General features: G+C 58.7%; 14 protein-coding genes. 4 read left to right on the top strand and 10 right to left on the bottom strand.

The features are described 5' to 3' along the window. Window positions 1-52: 52 nt before the first annotated feature. Entirely contained in the window at window positions 53-820 is a 768-nt protein-coding gene (locus tag ACODSM_RS13015; protein WP_488805542.1) for an NADPH-dependent F420 reductase, read from the bottom strand. A gap of 184 nt (window positions 821-1,004) precedes the next feature. Further along, entirely contained in the window at window positions 1,005-1,580 is a 576-nt protein-coding gene (locus ACODSM_RS13010) for a TetR/AcrR family transcriptional regulator (RefSeq protein ID WP_488805541.1), read from the bottom strand. Window positions 1,581-1,695: 115 nt separating this feature from the next. Between ACODSM_RS13010 and ACODSM_RS13005 the strand changes: the two genes are divergently transcribed. Next, entirely contained in the window at window positions 1,696-2,451 is a 756-nt protein-coding gene (locus ACODSM_RS13005; protein WP_488805540.1) for an SDR family oxidoreductase, read from the top strand. 213 nt (window positions 2,452-2,664) lie between these two features. On the opposite strand, the gene ACODSM_RS13000 is transcribed toward ACODSM_RS13005, so the two are convergent. Further along, complete coding sequence (locus tag ACODSM_RS13000) at window positions 2,665-3,588, bottom strand: LysR family transcriptional regulator (protein ID WP_488805618.1); 924 nt, start codon at window positions 3,586-3,588, stop codon at window positions 2,665-2,667. 108 nt (window positions 3,589-3,696) lie between these two features. On the opposite strand from ACODSM_RS13000, the gene ACODSM_RS12995 reads away from it, so the two are divergent. Continuing rightward, on the top strand, window positions 3,697-4,863 hold the full coding sequence (locus tag ACODSM_RS12995; protein WP_488805539.1) for a mandelate racemase/muconate lactonizing enzyme family protein: 1,167 nt from the start codon (window positions 3,697-3,699) through the stop codon (window positions 4,861-4,863). A gap of 36 nt (window positions 4,864-4,899) precedes the next feature. Next, window positions 4,900-5,889, top strand: a complete 990-nt coding sequence (locus ACODSM_RS12990; protein WP_488805538.1) for a tripartite tricarboxylate transporter substrate-binding protein — start codon at window positions 4,900-4,902, stop codon at window positions 5,887-5,889. Between the two features lie 381 nt (window positions 5,890-6,270). Here ACODSM_RS12990 and ACODSM_RS12985 read toward each other — a convergent pair whose 3' ends face one another. The 4 genes from ACODSM_RS12985 to ACODSM_RS12970 form a co-directional block, all read right to left on the bottom strand. Then, entirely contained in the window at window positions 6,271-6,681 is a 411-nt protein-coding gene (locus ACODSM_RS12985) for a hypothetical protein (protein WP_488805537.1), read from the bottom strand. 82 nt (window positions 6,682-6,763) lie between these two features. Next, window positions 6,764-7,141, bottom strand: a complete 378-nt coding sequence (locus ACODSM_RS12980) for a hypothetical protein (protein WP_488805536.1) — start codon at window positions 7,139-7,141, stop codon at window positions 6,764-6,766. 83 nt (window positions 7,142-7,224) lie between these two features. After that, window positions 7,225-8,580, bottom strand: coding sequence for a flavin-containing monooxygenase (locus tag ACODSM_RS12975; RefSeq protein ID WP_488805535.1), 1,356 nt, complete (start codon window positions 8,578-8,580; stop codon window positions 7,225-7,227). Further along, window positions 8,577-9,032, bottom strand: coding sequence for a tautomerase family protein (locus tag ACODSM_RS12970; RefSeq protein WP_488805534.1), 456 nt, complete (start codon window positions 9,030-9,032; stop codon window positions 8,577-8,579). The genes ACODSM_RS12975 and ACODSM_RS12970 overlap by 4 nt, the downstream gene beginning before the upstream one ends. A 72-nt stretch (window positions 9,033-9,104) precedes the next feature. On the opposite strand from ACODSM_RS12970, the gene ACODSM_RS12965 reads away from it, so the two are divergent. Then, entirely contained in the window at window positions 9,105-10,118 is a 1,014-nt protein-coding gene (locus ACODSM_RS12965; RefSeq protein ID WP_488805533.1) for a GlxA family transcriptional regulator, read from the top strand. Between the two features lie 107 nt (window positions 10,119-10,225). Here ACODSM_RS12965 and ACODSM_RS12960 read toward each other — a convergent pair whose 3' ends face one another. The 3 genes from ACODSM_RS12960 to ACODSM_RS12950 all read right to left on the bottom strand — a co-directional run bounded on the left by ACODSM_RS12960 (window position 10,226) and on the right by ACODSM_RS12950 (window position 12,774). Continuing rightward, window positions 10,226-10,522, bottom strand: a complete 297-nt coding sequence (locus ACODSM_RS12960; RefSeq protein ID WP_487255526.1) for a hypothetical protein — start codon at window positions 10,520-10,522, stop codon at window positions 10,226-10,228. A 34-nt stretch (window positions 10,523-10,556) separates the two neighbouring features. After that, window positions 10,557-10,892, bottom strand: coding sequence for a hypothetical protein (locus ACODSM_RS12955; protein WP_488805532.1), 336 nt, complete (start codon window positions 10,890-10,892; stop codon window positions 10,557-10,559). A gap of 304 nt (window positions 10,893-11,196) precedes the next feature. Further along, window positions 11,197-12,774, bottom strand: a complete 1,578-nt coding sequence (locus ACODSM_RS12950; RefSeq protein ID WP_488805531.1) for a tannase/feruloyl esterase family alpha/beta hydrolase — start codon at window positions 12,772-12,774, stop codon at window positions 11,197-11,199. Window positions 12,775-12,991 lie beyond the last annotated feature (217 nt).

Below are 12,991 nucleotides of genomic sequence, written 5' to 3'. Positions count from 1 at the left end.
CGGATGTCCCTGTAGGTGACGTTCAAGGGCCCGTTGCGCTGCCTAAATCGACTCACTCCTTGTACGGTGTGAGGTATGGAGCAGCAACTTCGTCGGCTTCCTTTCTGTAGCGCACGATCTCCGCTTTGTCAGCACTAGCCAAAGCCGCCTTGAGTTGTGTGGCGCTCAAGTCTTTGCAGTAGGCTGGGGTTCCAGGCTGTTGCCTCCACGATTCTGAAAGGGTTCCACCATCGATGGCATCGAACCCCAGCTCTTGAACCACGCTTTGAACAAGTTGCTTCGCCGCAGCATCATCGCCTGCAACCGAAAGAGCAATGCGTTCTCTAGTCACATCAGCGGTCCCGACCTTCGCAAGGCTCGCGGCGAGGATGTTGTTGAAGGCTTTGATGACCGGCCTGCCGAGCACTGACGCAATCCACTCGCTATCGGTAGCTCCTGACGCAACCTGCGTCACAACGCCATCGCGCGTGGGATAGTAGTTTCCGGCATCGACCACTACTGCCGAGTTCGCCCGGAGCACTTTAAGCGGCAGGTCGGCAACGGCCAGTTGCGGAATGGCGAGGATGATCAGGTCCTTTGCCTGGGCCGCCTGTTCGGCTGTCGCTGCCACGACACCGGTTTCAGCAGCGAACTCAACAAGCGTCGAAGGCCCGCGTGAATTGGCGATCAGCACCTTATGGCCCAGTGCTTGTAGCTTCCGGGCGAGTGTGCTACCAATATTGCCCGATCCAATAATTCCTATGTTCATACCGCTATTCCTTTCAAAAGGGTGTTCATTTGGGGGCCGTGACTGCACGGTTACTTTCAACGAATATTTCATGGCATGGCGGAGGGCGCAAGTGGGTACGCCTGCTGCACGCACCAAAGACTATGAAAGGAAAGGTGTGCTGCTGTCCGCGCTGCTGACCAAGAGCCATTCGCGCAGAACCACGCATGGCCCACATGCACGGGCCGAGTGCAGGTCGCTCGTGCGGTAGGTAGCTAAGCGCCGAGAATGCGCTCGGCTATTGGCGGCCTATCGGGCAACAACCCGCGCCCAGCCCCGCCATAACGAAGTCTATGAGCCAAGCAAGTCGCGGCTGCCATTCTTTATCGAAATCGATCTGCCAAATACCAGCAGTTGCCAGGAAGAAATCATCTGTGGTGACGCTGGCATGGATGGTTCCAGCTTTCTGGTTTGCATCGAGCAACAACTGGGCCGCCGCGACCACAGGGGCATAACCCGTCTTCGCCTGACAGTCCCGCATGAACGAAACCTCGCGGATTGCGTTGGCCAAGCCAGCCTTTGTCATGGAGTACTCGGCAAGTCGATTCATCCACTCCCGCAACGCTTGGTCGGGAGTGCGAGTCTCAAGCAGATGCTCGGCAAACTCTGCGACTTGCAGCATCTCGAAGCGATATACCTCCATGACCAACGCCTCCCGTGTCGGGAAGTGCCGATAGAAGGTTCCCTGTCCAACACCGGCCTTCTTGGCAATGGCGCTCAGCGGGACATCTGCGGAGCGGATCAACTCATCGAGTGCCACGGTCAGGATGCGTTCGCGGTTCTGCAATGCGTCAGCGCGCTTTGGGCTATCCACACCTTCTCCTTTTCATCGAAGCAAATTGACAAACGGACAATTGTCCGATAACCTTCATGAAAGCGGATGATTGTCCGTTTTGAATTTTAACCTCTTTATCCCTTAGGAGAAACCCATGAAGACCTCTGGCAATACGATTCTCATCACTGGTTCTACCTCTGGCATAGGCCTTGGTCTGGCGCTGCGGTTTCACAAGGCGGGCAACAAGGTCATCGTCGCTGGCCGACGCAAGGCGCTGCTTGAGCAAATCACAACCGATCATCCGGGTATTGAGGCCATCGAACTTGACGTGGCCGACGCCAAGTCCATCGTCCAAGCGAGCGAGTTGGCGGCCAAGCGCTACCCCGACTTGAATGTCGTCATCAACAACGCTGGCATCATGTTGAGCGAAAGTGTTTTGGAGCCTGGGGCGCTGAAGGGTGCGGAAGAGTCCGTAGCGATCAACCTACTGGGTACCATTCGTATGACCTATGCGTTCTTGCCGCAACTTGTTCGGAAAAACGATAGTGTCCTCATCAATGTAAGCTCCTCATTGGCGTTTGTTCCATTCCCCATCGCGATGACCTATAGCGCCACCAAGGCGGCCATTCATGCGTTCACGGAAGCCTTGCGCATTCAACTCGCTGAGACTTCCGTGCGCGTGATTGAGATGGCGCCCCCTGGCGTGCGCACCACGTTGTTCGGTCAAAGCAGCGATGAACACGCCATGCCCCTGGAAGACTTTCTTGATGAGACGCTTGCCCTCTTGCATGGGGACCCGGCGGCTAAGGAAATCATCGTGGAACGAGCAAAGTTCTTCCGCACAGCCCAAGCGACTGGCAATTACGACAATGCCTTGGGAATGCTTGCCGCTTGGAAGGCTCCAGACTGAGACTTCGAAAAGGGTGCTTATCGCACCACGATAACCGCCGCTGGGTTGGTGAGAAGTTTCTGCAATAGCGGCCTGGGCAGCTATTTCCCGCAGGGATGGAGCCACAACACCGGCTTGGTGTTGAATGTTTGTCGTCGCGACGCATACCCATGCGTGCGCGCGGCGGATGCAACAGTGTGGGTCACAGAGAGGCCAAGCCTACGGGTTGGGCCCTCAGGTCTGTTGATCAGGTGTAACCTGGACAGATTGGACTACGGCTTCCCACAGAGATTCGGCAGCATTTCCCAGCGGAGAATGAGATCTGTACACCCGGATCTCAAGCTTCACGTCCCATTCTTCTGAGCCAGCGGGCACAAGTTTCCTTTCGCTAAGGTCATCCGTGATGAGGCTCTGCGGCAACCATGCGATACCACGCCCTTCAAGTGCCATCGTGCGCAGAACGGAAGCCAGATGCGCCGTGAAGACCGTTTGTGTGGGTATTTCCGCGAGGAGGCCTTCAATGGTCTTACCCAGAATCGTTCCCAACCCGGATTCGGAACTGTAGTTAAGCAAGAAAGCGGGACTTGCGCGGCGGTGCAGGGAATGCGTCGCAAGCCCATCCAGGCCGGCCGCACACACAGGGCGCAAAACGTCAGTACCCACGCAAATGGACGGATAGCCTTGCATTTGCAACTGCGTCGGCGCCTGTTCATGAGCGTGGCACAGCACAAACTGAACTTTTCTTTGGGCGAGAAGTGCTTCGCATCGGTACAGCATGTCGGATTCCAGCTGCAGGGTGCCTGCCATGGTATGCGCGCCAAAGCTGCGCAGCCACCCCGGCATGAAGGTCAGCGACAAGGCATGGGTTGCAGCAAAGCGCAGGCTCTTTGAATTCGCCTCGGCCACCGCTCGAGCCGTGCCGGGCAGGCGCGCCACTTCGGCGAGCAACTCGGGCGCAACGCCCTGAAACCACTGGCCTGCCTCCGTGAGCCTGACTGGCTGCGTGCTTCTGTCGAACAGTTCGGTCCCTAGCCACTCCTCCAGCGCCCGCACGCGGCGGCCGAAGGCGGGCTGGGTCATGTGACGATCTTCTGCCGCGCGCGAGAAATTGCCTACCGCTGCCAAAACCAGAAAGTCCTCGAGCCAGGAGATGTGCATAGCCGGTGCCTTGAAAGCATTGAAGAGAAGAAAAATGGCATTGGTCAAACGCTGCTCGGTTGCGGATCATACCCATCCCGACACCCGTTTTGATACCCGGAGCACCGCATGAAAATCGTTGAGATCAGAGAGAAGACCATACCCATCAGTTCCCCCATTCGCAATGCCTACATCGACTTCAGCAAGATGACGCTGAGCTTGGTGGCGGTAGTAACCGACGTGATCCGCGATGGCAAGCCGGTGGTGGGCTACGGCTTCAACTCCAACGGTCGCTATGGCCAAGGCAAGCTGATGCGCGAGCGCTTCATCCCCCGTGTGCTCGAAGCCAACCCTGATTCCCTGATCGATGACAGCGGCGAGAACCTTGATCCGCACAAGATCTGGAACGCTATGTTCACCAACGAAAAGCCTGGCGGCCATGGCGAGCGCTCGGTCGCTATCGGCACCATCGACATGGCCGTGTGGGACGCGGTGGCCAAGATTGAAGGCAAGCCACTGTTCCAGCTGTTGGCCGACCGCTATGGCAACGGCACACCCAACCGCAAGATCTTCGTCTACGCCGCTGGCGGGTACTACTACCCAGGTCAGGACCACAACAAGCTCAAGGACGAAATGCGCAGCTACATCGACCGTGGCTACACCGTCGTCAAGAAGAAGATCGGTGGCGCGTCGCTGGACGAAGACCTGCGCCGCATCGACTCCATCCTGAGCGTGCTGCAAGACGGCCAAAAGCTCTGCGTTGACGCCAACGGTCGCTTCGATCTGGACACGGCGATTCAGTATGCCAAGGCGCTGTCGCAGTACGACCTGTTCTGGTACGAGGAGCCAGGTGACCCACTCGACTTCGAGCTGCAAGCCGCGCTGCGCAACTACTACAAGAACCCCATGGCCACGGGTGAAGACCTGTTCTCCATGCAGGACGCGCGCAACCTGATCCGCTATGGCGGCATGCGCCCTGATCGCGACTGGCTGCAGTTTGACTGCGCGCTGAGCTACGGGCTGGTCGAGTACCTGCGCACACTGGACATGCTAAAGGAACACGGCTGGTCAGCCAGCCGCTGCATCCCGCACGGCGGCCACCAGATGTCGCTGAACATCGCCGCTGGCCTGGGCCTGGGCGGCAACGAGTCCTACCCCGACCTGTTCCAGCCCTTTGGCGGCTTCCCGGATGGCGTGAAGGTGATCGACGGCCACGTCACGCTGCCCGACCTGCCTGGCATTGGCTTTGAAGGCAAGGCCGACCTGTACGCGCAAATGCAGGCGCTGTCCGCCTGAGCACCCCACAAAAACACAACCTGAAGGAGACAAGTCATGAGCATTTTGAAGCAAGGGGCTGCAGCTGCAGCCATCGGACTGATTGCGATCAGCAGCAGCACTACCGCATGGGCGGAATTTCCGGACAAGCCAATTACCTTGGTCGTCCCCTTTTCCGCTGGCGGCCCCAGCGACAAAATTGCCCGTGATCTGGCAGAAGCCCTGCGCAAGCCTTTGAACCAGACAGTGATCGTGGACAACACGGCTGGAGCGGGTGGCACGATTGGCGCAGCACGCGTCGCGCGCGCCGCGCCAGATGGATACACCCTGCTGGTGCACCACATTGGCATATCGACCGCACCCGCGCTCTACAAGAAGTTGCCCTACAAAACGCTGGAGGATTTCGAGTTCCTCGGACTCATCAACGAAGCGCCTTCCACCCTGATCGGCAAGTCAGACCTGGCGGCCAACAACTTTGCCGACCTTCGCAAATGGATCATTTCCAACGACGGCAAAGTCAACCTCGCGAATGCGGGCGTGGGCTCGGCATCCCACCTCTGCGGACTGGTGCTGCAGGCCACCCTGCAATCGAAAATGGCCTTCGTTCCCTACAAGGGAACGGCGCCCGCCATGACCGATCTGATGGGCGGACAAGTGGACCTGATGTGCGAGCAGGCAACCAACGCCGTTCCCCAGATCGAAGCGAAGAAGGTCAAGGTCTTTGGCGTGACCAGCAAACAGCGCATGGCACTGCCGGCGTTGGCGCAAACCCCCACCCTGGCCGAGGCTGGACTCGCCGGCTTCGAGATGTCGGTGTGGCACGGCGTATACGCGCCGAAGGGTACACCGCCAGCGGTACTGACCAGGTTGAATGCGGCCATCCGCGCCGCACTCAAGGACCCCGAACTCGTCAAGCGTCAGGAGGCCCTGGGGCTACGCATGGTCACCGACTCGCGTCTTGAGCCCGCAGAGCATAAAAAGTACGTGGAAACTGAGATGAATCGCTGGGGGAAGATCATCAAGGACTCGGGCGAGACGGCCGACTGATTGCGCACCCATGCCCTCCCACGGAGGGCATTCCGCGCGGTGCGTGTGCGTGCCATGCGCGAACCGCGCTGGCAGCCCCGCTCCTCGAGTACCCCCGTGAAAAAAGAACACCACTGGTCAACGACGCATCCTATGACTAGATGGAACAGTGCGTACAACGAATCCCACAGCTTGGACGCGCTTGTGCGGCATGGCGAAAGCAACCACATCGACGCAGTCGCGCCCGCACCTGCTAATTCCGATTCACTATTTCTGGGCGCGGCAGTGGCCACGCCCGGTGTCGAAGGCCAATAGCAGCATCAGAACGGCGCCATCTTCGAGGCAGCGAAGATGGCGCCGTTGAAGCGGACGAGCCATGCCACTTCCTGCTCCTGTGTGACGTCAGGGTTGAACTTGGGCGCGGGGTTGCAGGTAGATGGCGTTGCCTTGGGCTGGTGAAGCGGGGCGGACCTCCAGCACGGCCGCGTCTCGCGGCAGGCTCTGCACCCCCGTGCTGGCCAGGAAGTGACCGTTGCGACGGGCATGCGGCACATACTGCGCGCTCTTCTTGCCTTCGTCGATGAATACCAGGAGATATTCGCTTTCGGGCACAACCGTTGTGACCCTCTCCCTGCAGTCCGGCGCCAGTTCTCCCAGGTCCGTGCACACGGCTTTCTCCGTGGTGTAGGGCGTGTAGACGCGCACCTGTGTCCAGGCGAAGTCCGCCGCTTTGCTCATGTCCACCACCCCCGTGCTGCGTGCCTGCTGCCCGATGTGGTCGGACACCGCAGACCCGCCACAAGCGGTCAACATCGGCAAGACCGCAAACACCGCGAACAACGGCAATGGAAGCTTCAGCGCGCCATCGGGTTGGTCTGAGCTTGTCTTGCAGGCTCTATCGAGCATTTTTCGTACCGATCATCGAATGCAACGCCCGACTTTCTTCCTCGGAGAGGTTGCGCTGATGCTGTCCCACGATCAGCACCTTCTGCATGAGGTTCATGCGGGAAGACGTGCCGTCGGCATGCATCGCCACAATCAGAGTTCCAGGACTATAGGTTGCTGTGACGGGATGCCAACCCCAGCGATGATCCTGCAGCCATGCGGACACCGAATCGATCTGCTCCGGCGAGAGTTGCTGAGCTGCATCTTGTGGTTTTCCGGCCTGCCAATGGGTCACGACGGCCGACGAGACCGGCGGAAATGTCTCGTAGCACGCGGCCAGCAGCATGCACAGCACAGTGATCGGGATGAAGCGAAAGAGTGCGGCCATGTTCCAGTGTTTGCTTTCTTACGCTTTCTTTTTCATGTATCTCTGAACGAAAAATCTGAAACAAGTTCAGACGCTATTTGACCTTATTCATAGCGCGACGCAGCGTTCGCGGATGTCAGGCTCTGGCCCGGATCCAGCTCAGTAATCAGCGGCCAGCCGAACTGGCGGCACAACTCGTCGACATGGGTCGCATAACTCACCAAGTCGACGTAGTTGGCGTGTCGATCGCTGGACAAAAAGCGTTTACCGCCACGGACGTCGAAATCGTCGGAGGTTTTCAGCGCCTCGAATGCGCGCGCCACACTGGGTCGGTGCTCGCGATCGTGAAGATGGTGCGCGACCATATGTGCCATGCGGTCGATCAGTGGGTAGATGCCGGCGGCGACCTCGGCAAATCCCACCGTTATCAAGTTGTGGTGGTGCCTATTGAAAACATTCAGATAGTGCACCACTCGCTGCCCGCGCATCTCGAAGACCGACTCGTCGAGGTACGGTGCGGTGACACGGTATCCCGTAGCGGAGAGGATCAGGTCAACGTCACACATCGTCCCGTCAATGAAATGGACCGTGCTGCCGTCGAGTCGCTGGATATCGGGCCGCACTTCAACATCGCCATGTGCAAGGTGATGCAACAACTGCGTGTTGAGCAATGGGTGCGCCTGACCGAAGTCGTGGTCGGGCTTTGGCAACCCTAGCCTGGTCACGTCGCCCGTGACGGCAAACACGCCCGCACGCAGGTCCATCGCCTTCACATCGGGCGCAAGCAGGTCCGGTCGACGGAAGTGCACATCGATCGGCCACCCATAGACATGCTTCGGAAGGAAGTGATACCCGCGCCTAACACTGAGTGTCGCAGACTCGGCATGGCGTGCTGCATCACAGGCGATGTCGGCGCCGGAGTTGCCGAGCCCGACGATCAGAACACGTCTGCCTTCGAACTCGCGAGGATTGCGATAGGTGGCCGAATGACGCAAATCGCCATCGAAGTGTCCCGGCCAGCTCGGCATCGATGGTAGCCAAGTGACCCCGTTCGCACAGATCACGCCGCGATGTAACGAGCGACTACCGTCGGAGAATCGGACCTCCCAACCGCCGTCTTTCGGCTCAGCGTGCTCGACCCTCTTGCCAAAACGGATGTGACGCCGCAGTCCATAGGTATCGGCAAACTCGCGCAGGTAGCGCAGGATCTGGCTGTGGTGCGGATAGTCGGCGAGCGAGTCGCGCATTGGGAAGCCCTCAAATCCCGAGGTCCACTTTGACGAGATGAAATGCGCCGAGTCGTACAGTGGCGTACCTTCGTTCTCGATGTCCCAGATACCTCCGACGTCACTGTGCTTTTCGTACACGACGTGCTCCACGCCCAGGCGCGCCAACGCACGCGAGGTAGCCAGTCCGGACGGCCCGGCTCCGACGACGCACCAGCCCTGCACCGAAGTCATGCAGCCACCAAGTGCTGCAAATGGGCAAAGCCGGCAGCTTTGGCAAATTGCGGCAACCGCCAGATCGCGCCATTGGCGCCCCAGTTTCCGTCTGACACCTCGTGCAACACGATCGACGTGGCGAGTGGGCGTTTATCGTCGGCCGGCAGGGACTGCGTGAACGCCTCATGCATCGCCTGCACGTACTCGGCGCGCGATCCGTCGTCGAGTACGCCAGCGGGCAGATAGACCCTCGCCACACAGGGCAGCATCTGCACAGTCATATCAACGCCGCCGCAAGTCCAGGCCCCTGCGCCAACCTCTTCGATAAGCACCCAGCACAGCGCGCGTTTGCGGGGGTCGGGTGGAATCTGCTCGGCCTTCGCCGCGGCGTCGTTGATGCGGCGAACGAGAGCAGCGCGAGCGTCTCCAGGGAACGAACCCTGTGGGATGTGAACAAGGATGTTGGGCATGGCAGTACCTGTATGTTGCTGATGGCTCTATTGCAACCTTTTTCCGACTAGACTTCGAGCGTCTGTTTAGACATGTTTTATGCTTTTTTTGCCATGCCCGATTTCACGATTCTTGTCCTCCCAGGTGCATACGCCGCAAGCGTCGCGGCCAGCATAGACATGCTGCTGGCCACACAGGCTCTAGCGCCACGTTTGAAGCTGCCCCGACCTACTTGGCGGGTGGTGTCTCCGGATGGAGGACCAACGCCGCTCAGCGGTGGTTTGCAAATCGAAGCGCAACGAATGCGAACCCATCCCAGAGCCGATGCATCGATGTGGGTCGTTCCGGGTCTTGGCGTGACAAGTACGTCGGAGGTGTCTCACCGCCTTGGCGATGACGCCTCAATGCGCGCCATCACCGCATTGAAGCGCCATGTGGCCTCGGGCGGCAGCGTCGCAGCGTCGTGCTCCGCCGTCTTTTTGCTGCAAGCCGCGGGACTGCTGTCGGGACGTCGAGCCACTACCTCATGGTGGCTGGCCGCAGAGCTACGACGGATCGAACCCGGGTGCGTCGTCGACTCAGATCGCATGGTCGTCACCAACGCTGATGGACGAGTCATCACAGCCGGCGCTGCTTTCGGGCAGACGGACCTGATGCTGTGCATCTTGAAGAAGCGATTTGGCCCTGCACTGGCCAACGCGGTGGGCAAGGTGCTTCTCGTGGATGGCCGCCAAGCACAGTCGCCCTACGTCGTGCCATCGATGCTGGCCGACGGCGACGCATTGGTCGGCCGCCTCATGCAGCATATAGAGTCAGCTCTACCTTCCCCTCCGAGCATGGAGGCACTGGCGAACGAGTTCGGCATGTCATCACGCACACTGGCTCGCCATGTGCGGACAGCCACCGGTCAAAGCCCTTTGGCGCTGGTGCAGGGCGTGCGGTTGAATCGGGCGCGAATGCTGATCGAGAGCAGCAGGATGACCATGGAGCAGATCGCTGCAGAGGTCGGCTACGAGGATGCCACGGCCCTAAGGCGCTTGGTCCTAAAGGCTACGGGTGCCAATCCGAGCCAGTTTCGGTCCTCGGCGCGGGCGGGCACGAGCTAGACTTCTGACGATATTGATAAGGCCCAAAATAGTCTGAACTCCATGTTGACTGGATGGAGCGTGCTATGTTGAACTATGCAGCGTCTTGGTTGTGCCCATTCATCACGTCAGGCATCGTCAGCGCCGAACCATCGACAAAGAACATTCAAAAGCCCTGCGATGCTGGCTCCGGCCATGAGAAACAGCGCCAGCCCCAGCAAGCTCTTGCGAGCAAGAAGCTCTTGGACCAAGGGGCGCTCCACGACCACCGAAAACAGCACGCCCAAGAGAAAGCAACTGACGGCGGCGGTGAAGGCCCAACGTACAAGGTGTCTCCGATCAGCGTGAACCGCGCGCGCATAGCCCCAAGCCAGGGTACCAGCCACCAAGCCCATCAAAGCGGTTGAATGAAGTTGAAGTTCCATGAGAGAGCTTCCATCAAACGCCACAACAGCCGCGTTACTTGACGGGCTGAAAAAAAGCCAGTTTGACAGAACCTGGTTCGATTTTCTCAAGGTAAGAAAGGCAAGCCGACGCAAATGGCCCTGCGCCCCATTTGGCGCACAACTCAGCCGCGCGAGTCTGGCTGGTCGCAAAAACAACATCGACATAGCCACCGTCTGCGTCCTTGAGCAACGCATGGCCGAGAAACCCCTCTTCCGTCGCATACAGGCCCTCGACCATCTCGTCTACAGCAGCAAACAGATCAACCTCCGAAACGCCAGCTGTGAGCTTGAACGCCGAAAATTCCATGCCGCTAAATTTAGGAATGTCTGCAAGTGTCTTGAGTTTCATGGTTTAGCTAAATTCTGGTTGATATGTCGAGGATGACATGAGCAAGGCTATGCGCCCACTACTGACACTGTGGAGTCAGTAGTGTGGGATGGGTGCAAGATATTTTCTGGCGTCAGTGATTGATGGGGCGATCGCTCAATGCACTGTCTTCCAGATGGCGAATGGGCGTTCAGTGCCCTCGTTCACCAGGTCCACGTAAGCGACGGGACGGGACCGGGGAATCAGGGGCTATCTCAGCAGCACGGTCTGCGTTGGACTTGTAAATCACCACGCGAGAGCCTGCTGGATCTAGGCGGCGGAATTGTCAACGACACGCGTAGTTGACGGCCAGTTTGGCGGCCTGACTATCGTTGGCTGGTCCCGTGTAATGTGGATATTTCGGATGTTGACACAGTGGTCGCTCGAACTGAACTGCGCCGGTGGTCGAATCCAGCTTTTGAGCTGTCAGATTTCCGGGTGGTGCTTCCCGCATTACCCAGTTATCAAGCGCGGTCAGAAGATCTGCCGTGTCCGCACCAGGCCCACCAGCGCAGTGATCAACACCAGGTGCTACATAAAAGCGCATAAATGCCTCTGCCGCAGCCTGCCCTCCCAAGGTAGTGACCACCTTGTTGTAGTACTCAACAGTGCTGTTTTTGCTCAGCGCCGCATCATTGCTCCCGTGCCAAAGAATCAGCTTTGCACCACGGTTAGCGAACGAACGAATGTCTGCATTGGTGGCGTCGTTCAATACCGCCATATTGTTGAGCGCTTGAACATTCTGATCCCAGGGGGTGTAAGCCAGTGAGTCAGCGCGAGGGTTTCGAGCCAGGTAGTTCTTGACCGTTGTGTCCTGGAAAAGGAACTGCAAGCTGTTGGTAACCGTCCCTGCCCCCGTCACCCATAGTGCAAGTCCGGTGGGGCTGTCCTCATTCCCCGTGAGACTCCAGCCAGCGTTGCGATAAGTAGCGCTGCCATCGAAAGCAGCATCGCTCGTCCAAGCCGATACAAAGTTCAATTGTGCGTCGGAGAGGCAACTGTCGCCGAGGTCGGCTCCCCCAGCGCAGCGCAGACTTGCTGGATTGAAAGCTGCGGGCGTGCATGCCGCCTGGTTAGAGACGAGTCCATCAACGATGCCGTCAAGTCCATCGCATGCATCCCGAACCGATTTGGCCAAAAGCGCCGTTTTTGCGGGGCTGAGCGCCCCGCCTGGTGCTGCGAGCGCTTTTGCATTCCGATTGAATGCTCCCATGAACCCAACCCAGTTGTAGGCAGGAGCACGCGCAATCACGCCATCAAAGAGCGTCGGGTTGCGCTGCACAGCCATCAGTCCCTCACGCCCCCCGTTGGAACAACCTTCGTAGTAGGACTTGGTAGGCAATTGGCCGTAGGCTGCCTTTACTGTCTCGATTGAGGTTGACATTACCGTCGGCACCGAGAGGTGCCCGAAGAGTCTGGCCGCGTTGGCGTCGTCTAGTGCGAAGGACGCGTCTAACATATTGCCCTGGTGGCCAGAGTCGCTCGATGCTGTTGCATACCCCTGCCGTAGGGCATTGATTGAAAATGCAACATCTGGAATGGAGCCGTTGTAGCCGCCACCGCCCGCATAGTGCAGCTTGCCGTTCCATGCGTTGGGCAACCTGATCTCGAAGTTGAGCTTCGGAGCGACCGTGCCGTTGACCTTGCAATAGGTAGGAGCGGCGCCGTTGGCAGGGACCACTACGGTGGTAAGCGTTGCTCCACCAACCGTCTTTCCGGACAGCGTTGAACACGCTTGAGCTGCGGTGGACGCTTGCATCGCGGTGCCTGCATCGTTGCCGCCACCGCATCCAGCCAGCCACAACAACGATGTGGCTGCCAGCACGTGTTGCGCGCGAAAAGCGCGGGGAGTTGTTGAGTTCATGATTTCCCTTCTTTGATGGAGCGAAGAAGGGGATTTGATTCCCACGCGCTTATAAAGACCGTCCTGCTGCGTACATTTGCGATAAGGGATTACGCGAGTATGGGGAATGTTGCAAAGCCTGGCAATCGCCATCGGGCTGTTTTTTCCGAGTAGATGAGCTGGATGGCGGCAATGCCGTTATTCTCGGGAGACGGTTAGTTGCACTCTTGCAAGCAAC

Source organism: Acidovorax sp. FG42 (genome assembly GCF_057809195.1).
Note: the sequence above shows the minus strand (reverse complement) of the source record. Positions and strands in the feature narration are given on the sequence as shown.